The 20233-nt window shown below is 73.1% G+C and carries 17 protein-coding genes; 15 read left to right on the forward strand and 2 right to left on the reverse strand.

The features are described 5' to 3' along the window. Positions 1–52: 52 nt before the first annotated feature. Positions 53–1309, reverse strand: a complete 1257-nt coding sequence (chrA, locus tag GB864_RS00390) for a chromate efflux transporter (protein ID WP_336603823.1) — start codon at positions 1307–1309, stop codon at positions 53–55. A 215-nt stretch (positions 1310–1524) separates the two neighbouring features. Here chrA and GB864_RS00395 point away from each other — a divergent pair, with 215 nt between their 5' ends. The 13 genes from GB864_RS00395 (at position 1525) to GB864_RS00455 (ending at position 16921) form a co-directional block, all read left to right on the forward strand. Beyond that, positions 1525–2055 (forward strand): DoxX family protein, encoded by a 531-nt coding sequence (locus tag GB864_RS00395; protein WP_160422295.1) that lies wholly within the window; start codon positions 1525–1527, stop codon positions 2053–2055. Between the two features lie 178 nt (positions 2056–2233). Then, the gene (pyrR, locus tag GB864_RS00400) at positions 2234–2770 is read left to right on the forward strand and encodes a bifunctional pyr operon transcriptional regulator/uracil phosphoribosyltransferase PyrR (RefSeq protein WP_160422296.1); all 537 of its coding nucleotides are present in this window, start codon (positions 2234–2236) and stop codon (positions 2768–2770) included. Then, on the forward strand, positions 2770–3714 hold the full coding sequence (locus GB864_RS00405; RefSeq protein ID WP_160422297.1) for an aspartate carbamoyltransferase catalytic subunit: 945 nt from the start codon (positions 2770–2772) through the stop codon (positions 3712–3714). The genes pyrR and GB864_RS00405 overlap by 1 nt, the downstream gene beginning before the upstream one ends. Continuing rightward, positions 3714–5042, forward strand: coding sequence for a dihydroorotase (locus tag GB864_RS00410; protein WP_160422298.1), 1329 nt, complete (start codon positions 3714–3716; stop codon positions 5040–5042). The genes GB864_RS00405 and GB864_RS00410 overlap by 1 nt, the downstream gene beginning before the upstream one ends. A 2-nt stretch (positions 5043–5044) precedes the next feature. Then, on the forward strand, positions 5045–5731 hold the full coding sequence (locus tag GB864_RS00415) for a PH-like domain-containing protein (RefSeq protein ID WP_160422299.1): 687 nt from the start codon (positions 5045–5047) through the stop codon (positions 5729–5731). Continuing rightward, positions 5731–6942: a glutamine-hydrolyzing carbamoyl-phosphate synthase small subunit gene (gene carA, locus GB864_RS00420; RefSeq protein ID WP_160422300.1), complete on the forward strand. Its 1212-nt coding sequence runs from the start codon at positions 5731–5733 to the stop codon at positions 6940–6942. Before GB864_RS00415 ends, carA begins: the two co-directional genes overlap by 1 nt. Next, positions 6942–10226 (forward strand): carbamoyl-phosphate synthase large subunit, encoded by a 3285-nt coding sequence (carB, locus tag GB864_RS00425; RefSeq protein WP_160422301.1) that lies wholly within the window; start codon positions 6942–6944, stop codon positions 10224–10226. The genes carA and carB overlap by 1 nt, the downstream gene beginning before the upstream one ends. Next, complete coding sequence (gene pyrF / locus GB864_RS00430; protein WP_160422302.1) at positions 10223–11107, forward strand: orotidine-5'-phosphate decarboxylase; 885 nt, start codon at positions 10223–10225, stop codon at positions 11105–11107. The genes carB and pyrF overlap by 4 nt, the downstream gene beginning before the upstream one ends. Further along, positions 11100–12032 (forward strand): guanylate kinase, encoded by a 933-nt coding sequence (gene gmk / locus GB864_RS00435; RefSeq protein ID WP_160422303.1) that lies wholly within the window; start codon positions 11100–11102, stop codon positions 12030–12032. The genes pyrF and gmk overlap by 8 nt, the downstream gene beginning before the upstream one ends. Positions 12033–12122: 90 nt before the next feature. Continuing rightward, positions 12123–12389, forward strand: a complete 267-nt coding sequence (gene rpoZ / locus GB864_RS00440; protein WP_160422304.1) for a DNA-directed RNA polymerase subunit omega — start codon at positions 12123–12125, stop codon at positions 12387–12389. A 15-nt stretch (positions 12390–12404) separates the two neighbouring features. After that, the gene (gene coaBC, locus GB864_RS00445) at positions 12405–13613 is read left to right on the forward strand and encodes a bifunctional phosphopantothenoylcysteine decarboxylase/phosphopantothenate--cysteine ligase CoaBC (protein ID WP_160422305.1); all 1209 of its coding nucleotides are present in this window, start codon (positions 12405–12407) and stop codon (positions 13611–13613) included. A gap of 132 nt (positions 13614–13745) precedes the next feature. Beyond that, positions 13746–14939: a methionine adenosyltransferase gene (gene metK / locus GB864_RS00450; protein WP_160422306.1), complete on the forward strand. Its 1194-nt coding sequence runs from the start codon at positions 13746–13748 to the stop codon at positions 14937–14939. Continuing rightward, complete coding sequence (locus GB864_RS00455) at positions 14939–16921, forward strand: primosomal protein N' family DNA-binding protein (protein ID WP_236778779.1); 1983 nt, start codon at positions 14939–14941, stop codon at positions 16919–16921. Before metK ends, GB864_RS00455 begins: the two co-directional genes overlap by 1 nt. 109 nt (positions 16922–17030) lie before the next feature. Here GB864_RS00455 and GB864_RS00460 read toward each other — a convergent pair whose 3' ends face one another. Next, positions 17031–17537: a PaaI family thioesterase gene (locus GB864_RS00460; RefSeq protein ID WP_160422307.1), complete on the reverse strand. Its 507-nt coding sequence runs from the start codon at positions 17535–17537 to the stop codon at positions 17031–17033. 100 nt (positions 17538–17637) lie between these two features. Here GB864_RS00460 and fmt point away from each other — a divergent pair, with 100 nt between their 5' ends. Together fmt and GB864_RS00470 are read left to right on the forward strand one after the other, a co-directional pair. After that, on the forward strand, positions 17638–18555 hold the full coding sequence (gene fmt / locus GB864_RS00465; RefSeq protein ID WP_160422368.1) for a methionyl-tRNA formyltransferase: 918 nt from the start codon (positions 17638–17640) through the stop codon (positions 18553–18555). A gap of 153 nt (positions 18556–18708) precedes the next feature. Next, the gene (locus tag GB864_RS00470; protein WP_160422308.1) at positions 18709–20226 is read left to right on the forward strand and encodes an RsmB/NOP family class I SAM-dependent RNA methyltransferase; all 1518 of its coding nucleotides are present in this window, start codon (positions 18709–18711) and stop codon (positions 20224–20226) included. Positions 20227–20233: the final 7 nt, after the last annotated feature.

Consider the following 20233-nt stretch of genomic DNA (forward strand, 5'->3'; position numbering starts at 1 on the left):
CGGTTCCCGCAGGGGGCCGGCCGTCGTCGTGCTCCGGGGGAGGCGTCGCTCGTCACCCGCCTTGCGCGAGGGCGAGCAGCACGCCGCCGGCCGCACCGACGATGACGACGACCCACGGCGGGATGCGCCAGGCGACGAGGAGCGCGAAGCAGGCGAGCGCCAGCGCGAAGGATGCCGGGTCCGTGACCGCCGTCGTGAAGACCGGGTCGTAGAGGGCGGCGCCGAGCACCCCGACGACGGCCGCGTTCGCGCCGGCCATCGCGGCCCGCGCGGCCGGTCGGGCTCGGAGCCGGTCCCAGAACGGCAGGGCGGCGACGAGGAGGAGCATCCCGGGCAGGAAGACTGCGACGAGCGCGATGGCCGCACTCACGAGCGCGAGCGGCCAGGGGGCGGCGAACGCGCCGAGGTAGGCGGCGAACGTGAACAGCGGACCGGGCACCGCCTGCGCCGCACCGTACCCGGCGAGGAACTCCGCGGGCGTCACGAGACCGCCGTCGACCGCGACGCCCTCGAGCAGTGGCAGCACGACGTGCCCGCCGCCGAAGACGAGCGCGCCGGCCCGGAAGAAGCCGTCGGCGAGATCGAGGAGGCTCCCCGGCAGCAGGGCGGCCGCGGCGGGCAGAGCGACGAGCAGCGCCGCGAACACCGAGAGCGCGACGAGGCCGGCTCGGCGGGAGACCCCGAAGCCAGATGCGGTCGCCGGGGCGGCCGATGACGCTCCCGCATCGTCGGAGGCGAACGCGTCCCGGCACCAGCGGAGCCCGGCGAGCGCGCCGAGGGCGATGGCGAGGACCGGAGCGAACGCGAGCCCCGTCAGCAGCACGAGGACGGCCGCGCCGACGGCGATGCTCGCGCGCGCGGCATCCGGGGCGAGGGTGCGCGCCATGCCGAGCACCGCGTGCGCGACGACGGCGACGGCGACGAGCTGCAGGCCGAGCAGGATGCCCGCGCCGACGGTGCTGCCGAACAGCGGCGCCCCGAGGGCGACCGCGACCATGAGCACGGCCGAGGGCAGGGTGAACGCGCTCCACGCGGCGAGCGCGCCGCGCCAGCCCGCCCGGCGGAGACCGAGTGCGAACCCGACCTGGCTCGACGCGGGACCGGGCAGGAACTGCGCGAGGGCGACGAGCTCGGCGTAGTCCCGATCCGCGATCCAGCGCCGGCGCTCGACGAGTTCCGCGCGGAAGTAGCCGAGGTGGGCGATCGGCCCGCCGAACGAGGTGAGGCCGAGGCGCAGGAACGCGCTGAACACTTCGCCGGGGGCGCCGGGGTGATCGTCGGGGGCGCCGGGGTGCGCGGGGTCGTCCACGCCGCGATTCTGCCCGCACGAGGTGAACGGCGTGCGCGCAGCGGAGCATTCCGCGCACATGAGCAGATCGTCGCTCGCAAGCCCAGTGGGAACGCTGAGGAAACCTCGGCGCCAGCCCCGATGCCGGGGTTCCGGGGGAGCGGTTCACTGATCGTCGTCGCACCTCGCGTCCCGTCCCCGCCTTGCACCGATGCTCTGGAAGGAGCTGCTTCGCCATGTCCACGTCGATCGCCCCCACGCCCGGTATCCAGCCGGTCGGGCACCGCCCCGTCCCGGTCGTCGTCGCCGGGATCCTCGACCGCGGCGCCCGCGCCGAAGCCGCGCTCAAGGCGTTCCTCGAGCGCTGGAGCATCGCGGCGCTCCGCGTGAGCCTCGGCGCCGTCTTCGTCGCCTTCGGCGTGCTCAAGTTCTTCCCGGGCGTCAGCCCCATGGACGAACTCGTGCAGTCGACCTGGGCCGCACTGTCCTTCGGCCTCGTCACCGGGTACGCGGCGCTCGTCGTCACCGCGGTCATGGAGACGGCCGCCGGCCTCCTGCTGATCTCGGGGAAGTTCGCCCGCGCCGGACTCGTCGTCCTCGCGCTCTGCTTCGTCGGCATCCTCTCGCCGGTGGTGCTCTTCCCGGCCGAGCTCGTCACCGAGACCGGCCCGAGCCTGACCGGCCAGTACATCGCGAAGAACGTCGTGCTGATCGCCGCGGCGCTCGTCATCGCCTCCAAGGCGCTGCGGGGCCGGACGGCCCGATGAGCACGAGCACCCCCGCGAGCGAGACGGGGCGGAGCGCGCAGGCGCTCCGCCCTTTCCCGTTCCCGCGTCTCCTCACCGCGGGCCGCGCGCCGGATCGGCGTCCGGAGGGCTGATAGGCTCTCAGACCGTTAGGCAACCTTGAAGACCGTCCTGTGAGGCGGAGAAGGGAGTCGCTGCTTTGGCGCGCACCGTGCTGAACCAAGCCGACGTTCAACGGGCTCTGACCCGCATCTCCCACGAGATCCTCGAATCCAATCGCGGCAGTTCGGATCTCGTCATCCTCGGTATTCCGACGCGCGGCGTCGATCTGGCCCGGCGCATCGCCGCCGAGATCCGCCGCATCGAGCCCGGCTCGACGATCGAAGCCGGATCGCTCGACGTCACGATGTACCGGGACGACCTCGCCCGCACGACGACCCGCACCCCGCACCCCACGGAGCTGCCGGCCGGCGGCATCGACGGCAAGACGGTCGTGCTCGTCGACGACGTGCTCTATTCTGGCCGCACGATCCGGGCCGCATTCGACGCATTGGCCGACTTCGGACGGGCCCGCGCCGTGCGCCTCGCCGTCCTCGTCGACCGCGGGCACCGCGAGTTCCCGATCCGCGCCGACTTCGTCGGCAAGAACCTGCCGTCCTCGACCGACGAACGCATCAACGTGCGCGTCGCCGCGATCGACGGCGAGGACGCCGTGACGATCGAAGGGGGCCGTTGATGCGCCACCTGCTCTCCACGAAGGCCCTGACCCGCGACGAGGCGATCGGCCTCCTCGACATCGCCGAGGACATGGCGGCGGTGCAGGAGCGCGAGGTCAAGAAGCTCCCGACGCTGCGCGGCAAGACCGTGGTCAACCTCTTCTTCGAGGACTCGACCCGCACGCGCATCTCGTTCGAGGCCGCTGCGAAGCGCCTCTCCGCCGACGTCATCAACTTCTCGGCGAAGGGCTCGAGCGTCTCCAAGGGCGAGTCCCTGAAGGACACCGCGCAGACCCTGCAGGCGATGGGCGCCGACGGCGTCGTCATCCGCCACCCCGCCTCCGGCGCCCCGCACCTGCTCGCGACGAGCGGCTGGATCGACGCGGGCGTCGTGAACGCGGGCGACGGCACCCACGAGCACCCGACCCAGGCGCTCCTCGACGCCTTCACGATGCGCCGGCGCATCCACGGCGCGGCGGCCCGCGGCAAGGGCCTCGACGGCATCCGCGTCGTCATCGTGGGCGACATCCTGCACTCGCGCGTCGCCCGTTCGAACGTGTGGCTGCTCGAGACCCTCGGCGCCGAGACGACCCTCGTCGCGCCGCCCACGCTCGTCCCCGTCGACACCGCCGGCTGGCCCGCGCAGATCTCGCACGACCTGGATGCCTCGCTGGCGGAGCATCCCGACGTCGTCATGATGCTGCGCATCCAGGCCGAGCGCATGCACGGGGCGTTTTTCCCCGACAGTCGGGAGTATTCCCGTCTCTGGGGGCTGGACGACGGACGATTCGCCCAGCTTCCGGCGACTACCATGGTGATGCACCCCGGCCCGATGAACCGCGGCCTCGAAATCGCTGCGGCGGCCGCCGACTCGCCGCAGTCCACGGTGCGCGAGCAGGTTGCGAACGGAGTTTCAGTGAGAATGGCCGCCCTCTACCTCTTGCTCTCCGGAGGACTCGACTGATGGCCGCGACGATCATCCGGGGCGCGACGCTGCCCGACGGCACGCGCGCGGACCTGAAGCTCGAGGGCGGGCTCATCGCCGAGGTCGGCTCGATCGCGGGGGCCTCCGGGGCCGAGACCATCGACGCCGACGGCCTCATCGCCCTGCCCGGCCTCGTCGACCTCCACACGCACCTGCGGGAGCCCGGCTACGAGGCGTCCGAGACGATCCTCACCGGCACGCAGGCCGCGGCCGCGGGCGGCTACACGGCGGTCTTCGCGATGGCGAACACGTATCCCGTCGCCGACACCGCGGGCGTCGTCGAGCAGGAGGCGCGCATCGGCCGCGCCGCCGGCTACGCGACCGTGCAGCCCATCGGCGCCGTCACGGTCGGCCTCAAGGGCGAGCGGCTCGCCGAGATCGGCGCGATGGCCGCCTCGCAGGCGAACGTGCGCGTCTTCAGCGACGACGGCTTCTGCGTCTTCGACCCCCTGCTCATGCGCCGTGCGCTCGAGTACGTCAAGGCGTTCGACGGCGTCGTCGCCCAGCACGCCCAGGAGCCCCGCCTCACGCAGGGCGCCCAGATGAACGAGGGCGCCCTCTCCGGGGAGCTCGGCCTCGCCGGCTGGCCCGCGGTCGCCGAGGAATCGATCATCGCGCGCGACGTCCTGCTCGCCGAGCACGTCGGCTCGCGCCTACACATCTGCCACCTCTCGACCGCCGGCTCGGTGGAGGTCGTGCGCTGGGCCAAGGCCCGCGGCATCGCCGTGACCGCCGAGGTCACGCCCCACCACCTGCTCCTCACCGAAGATCTGATCGCCGGGTACGACGCCCGGTTCAAGGTGAACCCGCCGCTGCGCACGGCCGAGGACGTGCAGGCGCTGCGCGAGGCGGTCGCCGACGGCACGATCGACATCGTCGCCACCGACCACGCCCCGCACCCGCTCGAGGCCAAAGAGGTCGAGTGGGACGCCGCCGCCAACGGCATGGTCGGCCTCGAGTCGGCGCTCTCGGTCGTGCAGGCCGCGCTCGTCGAGCCCGGCCACCTCGACTGGGCGGGCGTCGCCCGCGTCATGTCAGCGACGCCGGCGCGAATCGGCCGCCTCGCCGGTCAGGGCGCCGACCTCGTCGCGGGCGTTCCCGCCGAGCTCACGCTCGTCGACCCGGCCGCCTCGCGCGAGTTCGGCCTCGGCGATCTGCGCGGCCGCTCGGTGAACTCGCCCTACCTCGGCCGCACCCTCCCCGGCGCGGTCGTGCACACCTTCCACCAGGGCTACGCGACCGTGCGCGACGGCGCGCTGCGTCCGGCCGATGAGATCGCGGCCCTCGCCGCGGGTTCGGAGCGCTGAACATGGAGCCGTACATGGTCGTCGGCGCGGTCGTGTCGATCGCGATCGTCGTGGGAGCCGTGCTCCTCATGCTGCGCTCCTGGCGTCGCCGCGTGCAGCGCGACGAGGTGCTCTCGGCCTACCCGCTGCCCGTGACGGAGGGATCCGCGACGTGGGAGGGCGAAGTCCTCTACGTCGCGACGACCCCGGCGGAGGACCCGATCGAGCGCCTGGCCATCTCCGGGCTCGCCTTCCGCGGCACGGCGCGCGTGCGCGTCGAGGAGGCCGGCGTCGAACTCCGCGTCGCCGGCGAGGCCGCGATCTGGCTGCCCGCCGACCGCATCGTCGGCGCGGAGCGGCAGAGCTGGACCATCGACCGCGGCGTCGAGGCCGGAGGCCTCGTCGCGATCACCTGGCTCGCCGAGCGCACGGGCGGCGAGCCGCTCGCCGACGGCGAGAACGCCGGCCCGGCCCTCTTGACGAGCTCGCTGCGCGCCCGCGAAGAGCGCGACGCCTCCCGGCTCATCGACGCCGTCGAGGCGATCGCCTCCGGCGAGGCGCCCGTCGAGGCGGTCCCCGCGGCCGCCGACGAGGAAGCCGCCGCCGACGCCGTTCCGAACGACGACACGGCGGCCGAGCCCGCCGTCCCCACGCCCGCGGCCGCCACGACCGCTTCCCAGCACTCGATCAACACCGAAAGCGAGGCATGATGCCCCTGCTCGACCGCGAACCCGCCGTACTCGTCCTCGAGGACGGCACCCGCTACGAGGGGCGCGCCTACGGCGCCCGAGGCCGCACGCTCGGCGAGGCCGTCTTCGCCACCGGCATGACCGGCTACCAGGAGACGCTCACCGACCCCTCGTACGCCGGCCAGATCGTCCTCATGACGGCGCCGCACATCGGCAACACCGGCATGAACACCGAAGACGAGGAGTCGGCCCGCATCTGGGTCGCCGGCTTCATCGTCCGCGACCCCTCCCGTGTCGTCTCGAACTTCCGCTCCGAGCGCTCGCTCGACGACGACCTGATCGCCCAGGGCGTCGTCGGCATCTCCGGCATCGACACCCGCGCGCTCACGCGCCACCTCCGATCGGCCGGCGCCATGCGCGCGGGCGTCTTCTCCGGCGAGGATGCCGCCCTCGCGGCCGACGAGCAGCTCGCCCTCGTGCAGGGCGGCGCCGAGATGAGCGGCCAGAACCTCTCGGGCGCCGTCTCCACCGCCGAGCCCTACACGCTGCCCGCCACGGGCGAGCGCGTCGGCTCGGTCGCGGTGCTCGACCTCGGCGTCAAGGCCTCCACCCTGCACTTCCTCGCCGAGCGCGGGTTCGACGTGCACGTCCTGCCGCAGACCGTCACGATCGACGACGTCCGCGCCCTGGCGCCCGACGCCCTGTTCTTCTCGAACGGCCCCGGCGACCCCTCGGCCTCCGACCGCCACGTCGAGTTGCTCCGCGAGGGTCTGCGCGACGGCCTGCCTTACTTCGGCATCTGCTTCGGCAACCAACTCCTCGGCCGCGCGCTCGGCTACGAGACCTACAAGCTGCCCTTCGGCCACCGCGGCATCAACCAGCCGGTGCTCGACACCAAGACGGGCAAGGTCGAGATCACGGCCCACAACCACGGCTTCGCCGTGCGCGCGCCCATCGGCGAGATCAGCGAGTCGGCCGCCGGCTTCGGCCGCGTCGAGGTCAGCCACTACGACCTCAACGACGACGTCGTCGAGGGACTGAACTGCCTCGACATCCCCGCGTTCTCGGTGCAGTACCACCCCGAGTCCGCCGCGGGCCCCCACGACGCCAACTACCTCTTCGACCGCTTCGCCGAGATGGTGCGTCAGCACCGGCGAGGCGGGTCGAGTAGCGGCGGAGCCGCGTATCGAGACCCAGCCGACGACGCTGCGAGCAAGGAGAACCGCAAGTAATGCCCAAGCGCGACGACATCAACTCCGTCCTCGTCATCGGCTCCGGCCCGATCGTCATCGGCCAGGCCGCCGAGTTCGACTACTCCGGCACCCAGGCGTGCCGCGTGCTCCGCGAAGACGGCGTGCGCGTCATCCTCGTGAACCCGAACCCGGCCACGATCATGACCGACCCCGACTTCGCCGACGCGACCTACGTCGAGCCGATCACCTCCGAGGTGCTCGAGCGCATCATCGCCAAGGAGCGTCCGGACGCCGTCCTGCCGACCCTCGGCGGCCAGACCGCGCTCAACGCGGCCATCGCGCTCGAGGAGGCGGGCATCCTCGCCAAGTACGACGTCGAGCTCATCGGCGCCAAGACCGACGCGATCCGCCGCGGCGAGGACCGTCAGCTCTTCAAGCAGCTCGTGCTCGACTGCGGCGCCGACGTGGCCCGTTCGCACATCGCCCACACTATGGACGAGGTGCTCGCCGCCGCCGAGGACCTCGGTTACCCGCTCGTCGTGCGCCCCTCCTTCACGATGGGCGGCCTCGGCTCGGGCTTCGCCTACGACGAGGAGGACCTCCGCCGCATCGCGGGCGCCGGCCTCCACGACTCGCCCACGACCGAGGTGCTCCTCGAGGAGTCGATCCTCGGCTGGAAGGAGTACGAGCTCGAGCTCATGCGCGACACGGCCGACAACACGGTCGTCATCTGCTCGATCGAGAACGTCGACCCGGTCGGCGTCCACACGGGCGACTCCATCACGGTCGCCCCGGCGCTCACGCTCACCGACCGCGAGTACCAGAAGCTGCGCGACATCGGCATCGACATCATCCGCGCCGTCGGGGTCGAGACCGGCGGCTGCAACATCCAGTACGCGATCGACCCCGTCGACGGCCGCGTCATCGTCATCGAGATGAACCCGCGCGTCTCCCGCTCGTCGGCCCTCGCGTCGAAGGCGACGGGCTTCCCGATCGCCAAGATCGCCGCGAAGCTCGCCATCGGCTACCGCCTCGACGAGATCCCCAACGACATCACGCGCGTCACGCCGGCCTCGTTCGAGCCGACGCTCGACTACATCGTCGTGAAGACCCCGCGCTTCGCGTTCGAGAAGTTCCCCGCCGCCGACCCGACGCTCACGACGACCATGAAGTCGGTCGGCGAGGCGATGGCGATCGGCCGCAACTTCACGACCGCGCTGCAGAAGTCGCTGCGCTCCCTCGAGAAGCGCGGCTCGTCCTTCCACTGGGAGGCCGAGCCCCGCGAGGTCGCCGAGCTGCTCGAGATCTCGAAGACCCCGACCGACGGCCGCATCGTCGTGCTGCAGCAGGCGCTGCGCAAGGGCGCGACCGTCGAGCAGGCGTTCGAGGCCACCAAGATCGACCCCTGGTTCCTCGACCAGATCGTGCTCATCAACGAGGTCGCCGCCGCCATCGCGGCCGCCCCCGAGCTCGACGCCGAGGCGATCCGCCTCGCCAAGGACCACGGCTTCTCGGACGCCCAGATCGGCCAGCTCCGCGGCCTCCAGGAAGCGGAGGTGCGGGGCCTGCGCCACGGCCTCGGCATCCGCCCGGTCTTCAAGACGGTCGACACGTGCGCCGGCGAGTTCCCCGCGCTCACGCCGTACCACTACTCGAGCTACGACGCCGAGACCGAGGTCGAGCCCTCGGACCGCAAGAAGGTCGTCATCCTCGGCTCCGGCCCGAACCGCATCGGCCAGGGCGTCGAGTTCGACTACTCGTGCGTGCACGCCTCGTTCGCCCTCGCGGACGCCGGCTTCGAGACGATCATGATCAACTGCAACCCCGAGACGGTCTCGACCGACTACGACACGAGCGACCGCCTCTACTTCGAGCCGCTCACGCTGGAAGACGTGCTCGAGGTCATCCACGCCGAGTCCGCCTCGGGCGAGCTCGTCGGCGTCGTCGTGCAGCTCGGCGGCCAGACCGCACTCGGCCTGGCCAAGGGCCTCGAAGCCGCGGGCATCACGATCCTCGGCACGACCCCCGACGCGATCGACCTCGCCGAGGAGCGCGGGCTCTTCTCCGGCATCCTCGACGCCGCGGGCCTGCTCGCACCGCGCAACGGCACCGCCACCGACGAGGCCCGCGCGATCAAGGTCGCCGAGGAGATCGGCTACCCGGTGCTCGTGCGCCCGAGCTACGTGCTCGGCGGCCGCGGCATGGAGATCGTCTACGACACGGCGTCGCTCAGCGACTACTTCGCCCGCATCGCCGGGCAGGGCATCGTCGGCCCCGGCCACCCGCTGCTCGTCGACCGCTTCCTCGACGACGCGACCGAGATCGACGTCGACGCCCTCTACGACGGCACCGAGCTCTACGTCGGCGGCATCATGGAGCACATCGAGGAGGCCGGCATCCACTCCGGCGACTCGAGCTGCACGCTCCCGCCCGTCACCCTCGGCCGCGCCGAGATCGACCGCGTCCGCGAGGCGACCCTCGCGATCGCGCAGGGCATCGGCGTCCAGGGCCTGCTCAACGTGCAGTTCGCCATCGGCGCGGGCGTGCTCTACGTCCTCGAGGCGAACCCCCGCGCGAGCCGGACCGTGCCCTTCGTCTCGAAGGCGCTCGGCATCCCGCTCGCGAAGGCGGCCTCGCGCATCATGACCGGTTCGTCGATCGCCGACCTGAAGGCCGAGGGGCTCCTGCCCGAGGCCGACGGCTCGCGCCAGCCGCTCGACTCGCCCGTCTCCGTCAAGGAGGCCGTGCTGCCCTTCCACCGCTTCCGTACCAAGGACGGCCGCATGGTCGACTCCCTCCTCGGCCCGGAGATGCGCTCGACCGGCGAGGTCATGGGCATCGACCGCGACTTCCCGCGGGCCTTCGCGAAGAGCCAGCTCGCCGCGTACGGCGGGATGCCCAAGTCGGGCACCGTCTTCGTCTCGGTCGCCGACCGCGACAAGCGCACCATCGTGCTGCCCGTGCTGCGCCTGCGCGAACTGGGCTACGAGCTCCTCGCCACCGAGGGCACCGCCGAGGTGCTGAGCCGCAACGGCATCGCCGCGCGCACCGTGCGCAAGTACAGCGAGAAGGGCGCCTCCGGCGAGGAGTCGATCGTCGAGCTCATCCACCGGGGCGAGGTCGACGTCGTCATCAACACGCCCGCGGGCGGTTCGTCCCGCGCCGACGGCTACGAGATCCGCGCGGCCGCCGTGTCCTCCAACCTCCCGTTGTTCACGACGATCGCCGAACTCCAGGCGGCCGTCGCCTCCCTCGAGGTCCGCGGGTTCGAGGTGACCTCGCTGCAGGAATACGCCGACCGTCGCGCGGAGGCGCCGGCGTGACGGCGACCGAAACGACCACGTTCGGCGATCGCCTCGAGCAGGCGTTCGCCGAGCGCGGGCGCCTGTGCGTGGGCGTCGACCCGCATGCGTCGCTCCTGGACGCGTGGGGGCTGGATGACTCCGCCGCCGGCGTCCGCGAGTTCGGCCTCCGGGTCGTCGACGCGGTGTACGGCCGCGCGGGCATCCTGAAGCCCCAGGTCTCGTTCTTCGAGCGCCACGGCGCCGCCGGCTTCGCCGCCCTCGAACGCGTGCTCGCCCGGGCGCGCGACGCGGGCCTCGTCGTCATCGGCGACGCGAAGCGCGGCGACATCGGCTCCACGGTCGAGGCGTACGGCGAGGCGTGGCTCCGGCCGGGCTCGCCGCTCGAGGTCGACGCGGTGACCCTGTCGCCCTACCTCGGCCTGGGCTCCCTCGCTTCGACGCTCGCGTACGCCGCCGAGCGCGGCAAGGGCGCGTTCGTGCTCGCGGCCACCTCGAATCCGGAGGCCGCGGCGCTCCAGCAGGCCGTGCTCCAGACCTCGAGCCGCGCCGGCTCGACGGTCGCGGCGGCGATGCTCTCGGGCGTCGCCGCGTTCAACGCCGCGCAGCCCGAGGCGAGCGCGAAGTCGACCGGTTCGATGGGCGTCGTCATCGGCGCCACCCTGCGCCTCGAGGACTTCGGCATCGACCGGCAGTCGCCGCCCGACGGCCCCGTCGTCCCCGTCCTCGCACCCGGCTATGGCGCCCAGGGCGCCCGGCCGGCCGACACGAAGACGATCTTCGGCGCGCTCGCGCGCGGGGTGATCGTCAGCGAGTCGCGTTCGGTGCTCGGCGCCGGTCCCGACGGGATCGTCGACGCCGTCTCCCGTCGCGTCGAAGAGATCGGAGGTCTCGATGTCTGAGCCCGAGGGCGCCGCCGCCCACCGCCGTCCGCCGGAGGTCGACCGCGTCGCCGCGTCCCGCGCCGCCGTCGCGGCCCGTCGCGCCCGCGCCGCGGTGAAGGCCGAGATCGCGTCGGGGGAGCGCAGTCCGCTCGACGTGCTGCGCGTCGCCTTCGCCGAGCCCGACAGCCCCGAGGGCCGGCTCCGCGTGACCGAGTACCTGACGTCGATCCCCGCGATCGGCGTGACGAAGGCCGCACGCATCATGGACCAGCTCGGCATCGCCGACGCCAAGCGCGTCGGCGGCCTGGGCCGCCTCCAGCGGCGCCGGCTGCGCGAGTACATCGCGACGTGGATCGCCGCGCACGGCGGCACGGGCAACCGGCTCGTCGTGCTGGCGGGGCCGACGGCCGTCGGCAAGGGCACGGTCGCGCAGTACATCCGCGAGCACTTCCCCGAGGTCGCGATCTCGGTCTCCGCGACGACGCGCGCGCCGCGTCCCGGCGAGGTCGAGGGCAAGCACTACTTCTTCGTCGACGACGCCGAGTTCGACCGGCTCATCGCCGAGGAGCAGCTCCTCGAGCACGCGACCGTGCACAACTCCTACCGCTACGGCACGCCGCGCCGGCCCGTCGAGGCCGCGATCTCCTCGGGCAACCCCGTCCTCCTGGAGATCGACATCCAGGGCGCACGGCAAGTGCGCCGCGCGATGCCCGAGGCGACCCTGGTGTTCCTCGAGCCGCCGACGTGGGACGAACTCGTGCGCCGGCTCGTCGGCCGCGGCACCGAATCGCCCGCCGAGCAGCAGCGCCGGCTCGAGACCGCGAAGGTCGAATTGGCGGCCGTCGAGGAGTTCGACCACGCCGTCGTGAACCGCGATGTGGGCGAGGCCGCCGAGAAGGTCGTAGAATTGATGAATCCGCGCGGGGCGACGCAGCGCCCCTAGCGCCGAGCTTTCCGTACCGACGGAGCCGGGCCACCCGGCATCCGTCCCGGCGCACCGCGCCGACTCAGCCACCGAGCAAGGAGCAATCCCATGGCCGAACACCTCTCCGGCATCATCGACCCGCCCATCGACGACCTGCTCTCCAAGGTCGACTCGAAGTACCAGCTCGTGATCTTCGCGTCCAAGCGCGCCCGCCAGATCAACGACTACTACGCCGACCTCCACGAGGGCTCGCTCTTCCAGAACGTCGGCCCGCTCGTCGACTCGTCGATCGACGACAAGCCGCTCACCGTGGCGATGCACGAGATCAACGAGGACAAGCTCGTCCTCCGCCCGCTCGCCGCACCCACCGAGTAAGCGCGTCCGCCGCCCGTGGGGCTCAACGTCGTCGTCGGCATCACCGGCGGCATCGCCGCCTACAAGGCGGTGGGAGTGGTCCGCGAGCTCGTGCTCGCGGGCCACGACGTCCACGTCGTGCCGACCGAGGCCGCACTGCGCTTCGTCGGCACGCCGACCCTCGAGGCGATCAGCCGCAATCCGGTGACGGCCGACCTCTACGACGGCGTCGCCGAGGTCCGCCACGTCGCACTCGGGCAGCGCGCCGACCTCATCGTCATCGCGCCCGCGACCGCGGACTTCCTCGCGAAACTCGCGAACGGGTTCGCCGGCGACCTGCTCGGCACGACCGTGCTCGCGAGCGAGGCGCCGCTCGTCGTGGCGCCCGCGATGCACACCGAGATGTGGCGCAACGCCGCCACCCAGGCCAACGTCGCGACGCTGCTCGCGCGCGGGGTGACCTTCGTCGGCCCCGCCTCGGGGCAGCTCACGGGCACCGATTCCGGACCCGGCCGCATGAGCGAGCCGCACGACATCGTCGCGGCGGCGCTCGCGGTCGTCCAGGACACCGCGCGCCCGGGCGACCTCGCCGGCAAGCGCGTCGTCGTGACCGCCGGCGGCACCCGCGAGCCCCTCGACCCCGTGCGCTTCCTCGGCAACCGTTCGAGCGGAAAGCAGGGGGCGGCCATCGCCGCCGCCGCAGCCGCTCGCGGTGCGTCGGTGACGCTCATCGCGGCGAACCTCGAGACGCGCACCCCCGCGGGCTGCGGGGTCGTGCCCGTGTCGACCACCGCCGAGCTGCGCGCCGCGGTGCTCGACGCGGCCGAGGGCGCCGACCTCGTCGTCATGGCCGCCGCGGTCGCCGATTTCCGCCCCGCCGACGTCAGCGAGGGCAAGATCAAGAAGGACGACTCCGGCTCGGGGCTCACGCTGGAGCTCGTGCGCAACCCGGACATCCTCGCCGAACTCGGACAGCGCCCGCACGCGGGCACGACGCTCGTCGGCTTCGCCGCCGAGACCGAGCCCGACGACGAGCGCCTCCTCGAACTCGGCCGCGACAAGCGCCGACGCAAGGGCGCGGACTTCCTCGTCGTCAACCGGGTCGGCTGGAACGATGGGTTCGCCGCGGACGAGAACCGGATCGTCGTCGTCGGACCGGACGACGCCGTCGTCGACCGGGCGCACGGCGACAAACTGTCGGTGGCGCACCGCATCCTGGATGCCGTGCTCGCCGATCGGCGCTGACCCGAAACCCGAGTCCGGCGGAGTCGGGGGAAACACACTGCCCCCGAAGCCGCGGGTACGACAGACTATGGCGGGGCGCATCCCGAGCCCGAAACCCGAACCGCTGCAAGACCGAATCGAGGAGATGCACGTATGAGCGCTCTGCGCCTGTTCACGTCGGAGTCCGTCACCGAGGGGCACCCCGACAAGATCTGCGACCAGATCTCCGACAGCATCCTCGACGCGATCCTCACGGTCGACCCGACCGCCCGGGTCGCCGTCGAGACCCTCGTCACCACGGGCCTCGTGCACGTCGCCGGCGAAGTCTCGACCTCGGGCTACGTCGAGATCCCGTCGATCGTGCGCGAGCGCGTCACCTCCATCGGCTACAACTCGTCCGACGTCTGGTTCGACGGCCGCTCGTGCGGCGTCTCCGTCTCGATCGGCGGGCAGTCGCCCGACATCGCCCAGGGCGTGGACTCGGCCTTCGAGTCGCGCGAGGAGTTCAGCGCCGACGAGCTCGACCGCCAGGGCGCCGGCGACCAGGGCATCATGTTCGGCTACGCCGTGCGCGAGACCGAGCAGCTCATGCCGCTGCCGATCTGGCTCGCGCACCGGCTCTCCGAGCGGCTCGCGTTCGTGCGCAAGCAGGGCGAGCTCGACTACCTCCGTCCCGACGGCAAGACCCAGGTCACCATCGGCTACGACGGACTCGTGCCGAAGACGATCGACACCGTCGTGCTGTCGACGCAGCACTCGCCGGCGGTCTCGACCGAGCAGCTGCGCGCCGAGGTCGAGGAACTCGTCATCCGGCCCGTGATCGAGCGCGTCGACCTCGCGACGCCCGACCTGAAGATCCTCATCAACCCGACCGGCCGCTTCGAGATCGGCGGCCCCCAGGGCGACGCCGGCCTCACCGGCCGCAAGATCATCATCGACACCTACGGCGGCGCGTCCCGCCACGGCGGCGGCGCCTTCTCGGGCAAGGACCCGTCGAAGGTCGACCGCTCGGCCGCCTACGCCATGCGCTGGGCCGCGAAGAACGCGGTCGCCGCGGGGCTCGCCGACCGCCTCGAGCTGCAGGTCGCCTACGCGATCGGCAAGGCGTCGCCCGTCGGCCTCTACGTCGAGACGTTCGGCACCGGCCACGTCGCCGACGACGTCATCAGCGCCGCGATCTCCGAAGTGTTCGACTTCCGCCCGGCCGCGATCATCCGCGACCTCAACCTGCTGCGTCCGATCTACGCGCAGACGGCGGCCTACGGCCACTTCGGCCGCGAACTGCCGGACTTCACGTGGGAGCGCCTCGACCGCGTCGACGACCTCAGGGCCGCAGCCAAGCTCTGATGAGCGAGGGCCCCGTCGCCCGGGTGCTCGTCGACTCGCCGCTGCCGCAGCTCGACCAGCTGTTCGACTACCGGGTCCCCGCAGCGATGGCGGCGGAGGCGGTGGTCGGCGCGCGCGTGCGCGTGCCGCTCCGCACGGGCGGGCGCATCGCGCAGGGGTGGATCGTCGAGCTCGTCGAGACGAGCGAGTACGAGGGACGCCTCAGCGAGGTCGAGCAGGTCGTCGGCGCCGTCGGACTGCTCCGGCCCGCCGTGTACGAGTTGGCCCGCCGCGCGGCCGACCGCGCGGCGGGCACCGCGAGCGACGTCGTGCGCCTCGCGATCCCGTCGCGGTACGTGCGCGCCGAGAAGGCGTGGCTCGCGGGGCATCCCGAGCCCGGCCCGCTGCCGGCGCCTGCCGCCGACGGCGGTCCTGCGGTGACGGGCTACGCGCCCGGAGCCGTCGAGGCGGCGCTCGCGGCGGGGGAGCGGATGACGCTGGCGGCGATCCCCGCCCCGGTCGCGCTGCCGGACGGACGCTGGGTCGGCGCGTGGGCGCTCACGCTCGCGCAGGCCGCTGCTGCGACGCTCGCGAACGACCGCACTGCGCTGATCATCGTGCCGGACGCCCGCGACCAGGCGCAGGTCGAGGCGGCGCTCGAGACGCTCGTCGACCCGTCGCGCGTGCTGCGCACCGATGCGCGCCAGTCCGGAGCCGACCGATACCGGTCGTTCCTCGCCGCGACCGAGCCGCACGCCCGCATCCTCGTCGGCAACCGGTCCACCGTCTACGCGCCCGCCGAGCGGCTCGGCCTCATCGCGATCTGGGACGACGGCGACGCGCTGCATCGCGAACCCCTCGCGCCGGGCATCCATGCGCGCGACGCCGCGCTGCTGCGCCAGGAGCTCACCGGCTCGGCCCTCCTCTTCCTCGGGCACACCCGCACCGTCGAGGTGCAGCGGCTCGTGGAGGTCGGCTGGGTGCGGGCGATCCCGCGCGAGCGTGCGACCAAGCCCCACGTCATCCTCACGGCCCATCAGGGCGATGCCGATGACCCGCGCGAGCACGCCCGCATCCCGTCCGGCGCCTGGAAGGCGGCGAGCGACGCGCTGCGCGAAGGACCGGTGCTCGTGCAGGTGGCGCAGCCGGGCTATGCGCCGCTCGTCGTCTGCGGCGACTGCCGGGAGGCCGCGCACTGCCTCCGCTGCGGCGGCACGCTCGCGCTGCCGACGGCGGGCCGTGCGCCGCAGTGCCGCCTGTGCGGCGCCGGTGCGGGCGGCTGGAAGTGCCAGAACTGCGGGGGAGCGAAGCTCGTCCCGGCCGGCGCCGGCTCCGCGCGCACCGCCGAGGAGCTCGGCCGCGCCTTCCCGAACGTGCGCATCGTCCGCTCAGATGGCGAGCGCACGATCGAGCACGTGGATGCCTCGCCGCGGCTCGTCGTCGCCACGCGCGGCGCCGAGCCCGTTGCCGCGGGCGGCTACCGCGCCGTGCTCCTGCTCGACGGCGAGCGGATGCTGCTGCGCGAGAGCCTGCGCGTCGCCGAAGACTGCCTGCGCTGGTGGTCGAACGCCGCCGCCCTCGCGGCGCCCGGTGCACCGGTGGCCCTCGTCGGCGTGGGCGGGGCGCTCGGCACGACGCTCGCGACCTGGCGGCACGACCGCTGGGTCGCCGCCGAACTCGCCGCCCGTCGCGAGCTCCGCTTCCCGCCCGCGGTCCGCGCCGTGAGCCTCGAGGCGCTCCCCGAGACGCTCACCGAGGTGCTCGAGCGGCTCCAGGCGGGCGACGCCGGGGCAGTGATCGACGTGCTCGGTCCGAGCCCGGTCGACGAGGGACGGCTGCGGGCGATCGTCCGCGTCGACTACGGCCACGGCGCGCTGCTCGCGCGGGCGGTGCGCGCCGAACTCGTGCGCCTCGCGACCGAGCGCCGCAAGCCGGTGGCCGGTCGACCGCCGCAGCGCGCCCGCAAGCTCCGGGTGCGCTTCGACGACCCCGAGGTGCCGTGAGCGCACATCCCGCCGGTATCTCGGTCGCCGCGCAATACGATTGCTCCAGCCGGCCATGCGGGAGGCCCTCGTCCGGTGACTGGACGCGAGGCGATTCGGGAGAACGGCCTCAGCCGATCGGGAACGCCAGCAGCGACGCGGTCGCCGTCGCGATCGTCTCGCCGTCGGCATCCACGACCTCGCCCTCGACGAAGATCACGCGCCGGCCCGGCTTGACGACGCGGCCGCGCGCGGTGAGCCGGTGGCCGGCGCGGGCGGGCCGCAGGAAGCTGACCTTGAGCTCGATCGTCGTGTAGCCGGTGCCGGCGGGCAGCGTCGTGTGCCCGGCGCAGCCGAGTGCGGAGTCGAGGATGGTGCACAGCAGGCCGCCGTGCACCGAACCGATCGGGTTGTAGAGCGACTCGTCGGGGGTGCACTCGAACTCTGCACGGCCGTCCTCGACGGTCGTCAGCCGCATCAGCACGGCGCTCGCGATCGGCGCGGGCGGCAACTCCCCGTCGCGGATGGCGCGGAGGTAGTCGATGCCGGACGTCGTCGGCAGGGCGGCGAGGCCGACGGCGGTGTCCTCCCAGTGGATGCTCCGTTCGCGGGTCGGATCGGTGTGCTGCGGTTCCATGCGTGCGCCTCTCAGGTCGGGTCAGGCGTGGGGAGCCGGGTCGGCCTCCGCCCCCGCGCGACGATCATCCCGCATCCGGGATGATGGAGGGATGCCCGCTCTGCGTCTCGTCTTCGCCGGAACCCCCGATGCCGCCGTCCCGTCCCTGGAACGGCTCGCCGCATCCGGGCACGAGATCGTCGCGGTCGTGACCCGGCCGGATGCGCCCCTCGGACGCAAGCGCGTGCTCACGCCGAGCCCGGTCGCGCAGGCGGCCGAGCGCTTGGGGTTGCCGGTCGTGAAGGCGGCGAAGCTGGATGCCGAGGCGACGGCCGCGATCGCCGCCCTCGAGCCCGATCTCGGCGTCATCGTCGCGTACGGGGGACTCGTGCGGGAACCGCTGCTCTCGACCCCGTCCCACGGGTGGATCAATCTGCACTTCTCGCTGCTGCCGAAGTGGCGCGGTGCCGCGCCCGTGCAGCACTCCCTCATCGCGGGCGACGCCGAGGTCGGCGCGGCCGTGTTCCAGCTCGTCCCGGCGCTCGACGCGGGCGACGTCTTCGCGGAGCTCCGCGAGGCGGCGGGCGAGCGCACCGCGGGGGAGCTGCTCGCGCATCTCGCGGTCGTCGGCGGCGAGCTGCTCGCCGGGGTCGTCGACGGTATCGCCGACGGCACGGCGGTCTTGGTGCCGCAGACGGGCGAGCCGACCCTCGCACCGAAGCTCTCGATCGAGGACGGCCGCCTCGACCCGACCCGACCGGCGGCCGAACTCCTCGCCCGCTACCGGGGCGTCACGCCCGAGCCCGGCGCCTGGATGCCGGTGGCCGGCGCCCGTCTGAAGGTGCTCGAGGCCCGACCCGCCGTCGACGCGCCCGATCTTGAACCGGGGGAGTTCCGCGCTGAGAAGCGCCGCGTCCTCGTCGGCACGGCCGACGGCGCGCTCGAGCTCGTGCGCGTCCAGCCCGCGGGCAAAGGGCCGATGCACGCGGCCGACTGGGGCCGGGGACTCCCGGCCGCCCTCGCGGTCGATCCCGCCTGACCGCGCCATTCCCGCGAGCGGGTAGGTGTGGTCGGTTGCGGCCCCGCTCGACCCGCGAGATCTACCCACTCGCGGAGGGGACGGAGCGCGGCCGGCGCGAAAGGGGTATTCGTAGCCCAGGGGAGGCGGAGGCGAGTCGCCTACGCTTGAGAGGTGAGTGACGAGCGACGCGGCGGCCCGCGGCAGGGCGGCGAAGGCGGACGACAGCGACACGGAGGCCGCCAGGGCGGCGGTTCCGGCGGACGCCAGGGCGATCGCCGCGGCGGCTCCGGTCCCCGCCGGCAGACGAGTCGGAACTACGTCGCGCTCTCGCGCATCGTCGCGCTCGAGGTGCTGCAGGCCGTGCGCGACGACGAGGCGTACGCGAACCTCCTGCTGCCCGTGCGCATCGAGCGCGCCAAGCTCGACCGTGCGGACGCCGGGCTCGCGACCGAGCTGACCTACGGCACGCTCCGGCGCCGCGGCACCTACGACGCGATCATCGAACTCGCCGCCGACCGGCCGACCGACCGCATCGATCCCGACGCGCTCGACATCCTCCGGCTCGGCGTCCATCAGCTGCTCTCGATGCGCGTGCCGACGCATGCGGCCGTCGACGAGTCGGTCGGCCTCGCGCACAAGTTCGCGCCGTGGGCGACGGGCTTCGTGAACGCCGTGCTGCGCACCGTCTCCCGCTCGACCGCGGAGCAGTGGGAGACCTGGCTCGCCGAGGACGCCCTCGACGAGGATGGCCGCCTGTCGGTGCTGACCTCGCACCCCGAATGGATCATCCGCGCCCTGCGCGCCGCACTCGACCGGGAGGGCCGTGGCGAGGAGATCCGCGACCTGCTCGACGCCGACAACGCCTCGCCCCGCGTCAACCTCGTCGCCCTGCCGGGCCTCGGCCTGCCGGAGCCCGCCGAGCTCGGCACCGCCGACTCCTACTCGCCGGTCGGCTTCACCGCGGCCGACCCGCTCGACCTCGTCGCCGGCCACGAGGGGCGCGTGCGCGTGCAGGACGAGGGCTCGCAGCTCGCCGCCCTCGCGCTCAGCCGGGCGACGCCGGTGCGGCCGGGGGAGCGCTGGCTCGACCTCTGCGCCGGTCCCGGCGGCAAGGCCGCGCTGCTCGCGGCCGAGGCGCTCGCGGGCGGGGCGGTCCTCGTCTCCAACGAGGCGGTGCCGGTGCGCGCCGACCTCGTGCGCAATGCCTTGGCGGCCGTGCCGAGCGAGCATCCGGTGCTCGTCGGCGACGGCCGCGCGATCGCGGACGTCCCCGAGAGCGCCGGCGGCTACGACCGCATTCTCCTGGATGCCCCGTGCACCGGCCTCGGCGCCCTCCGCCGCCGACCCGAGGCGCGCTGGCGCAAGGCGCCGACCGACGTCCCCGAGCTCACGAAGCTGCAGGGCGAGCTCGTCGACGCGGCGATCGCGGCCTTGAAGCCCGGCGGCATCCTGGCCTACGTGACGTGCTCGCCGCACACGGCCGAGACCTTCGGTTCGCTCGGCGGCGCGCTCGCCCGCCACGCCGGGGTGCTCGAGCAGCTGCCGACCGCCGAGGTCGTGCAGGGCGTCGCGAACACGGAGCTCGATCTCGCGGGCGACCCGTTCACGGTGCAGCTCTGGCCGCACCGGCACGGCACCGACGCGATGTTCATCGCGCTGCTCCGCAAGCGGGACGTCGCAGGCTCCTGATCCGGCC

It is taken from the genome of Agromyces seonyuensis (genome assembly GCF_009789225.1).
In the GTDB taxonomy this organism is placed as follows: domain Bacteria; phylum Actinomycetota; class Actinomycetes; order Actinomycetales; family Microbacteriaceae; genus Agromyces; species Agromyces seonyuensis.

Coding starts and splice junctions, on each gene's coding strand:
- GB864_RS00415 (WP_160422299.1), top strand. CDS start 5,045: ATGGAGCCGTACATGGTCGTCGGCGCGGTCGTGTCGATCGCGATCGTC.
- GB864_RS00460 (WP_160422307.1), bottom strand. CDS start 17,537: ATGGAACCGCAGCACACCGATCCGACCCGCGAACGGAGCATCCACTGG.
- gmk (WP_160422303.1), top strand. CDS start 11,100: ATGTCTGAGCCCGAGGGCGCCGCCGCCCACCGCCGTCCGCCGGAGGTC.
- GB864_RS00410 (WP_160422298.1), top strand. CDS start 3,714: ATGGCCGCGACGATCATCCGGGGCGCGACGCTGCCCGACGGCACGCGC.
- GB864_RS00455 (WP_236778779.1), top strand. CDS start 14,939: ATGAGCGAGGGCCCCGTCGCCCGGGTGCTCGTCGACTCGCCGCTGCCG.
- metK (WP_160422306.1), top strand. CDS start 13,746: ATGAGCGCTCTGCGCCTGTTCACGTCGGAGTCCGTCACCGAGGGGCAC.
- rpoZ (WP_160422304.1), top strand. CDS start 12,123: ATGGCCGAACACCTCTCCGGCATCATCGACCCGCCCATCGACGACCTG.
- GB864_RS00395 (WP_160422295.1), top strand. CDS start 1,525: ATGTCCACGTCGATCGCCCCCACGCCCGGTATCCAGCCGGTCGGGCAC.
- carA (WP_160422300.1), top strand. CDS start 5,731: ATGCCCCTGCTCGACCGCGAACCCGCCGTACTCGTCCTCGAGGACGGC.
- carB (WP_160422301.1), top strand. CDS start 6,942: ATGCCCAAGCGCGACGACATCAACTCCGTCCTCGTCATCGGCTCCGGC.
- GB864_RS00405 (WP_160422297.1), top strand. CDS start 2,770: ATGCGCCACCTGCTCTCCACGAAGGCCCTGACCCGCGACGAGGCGATC.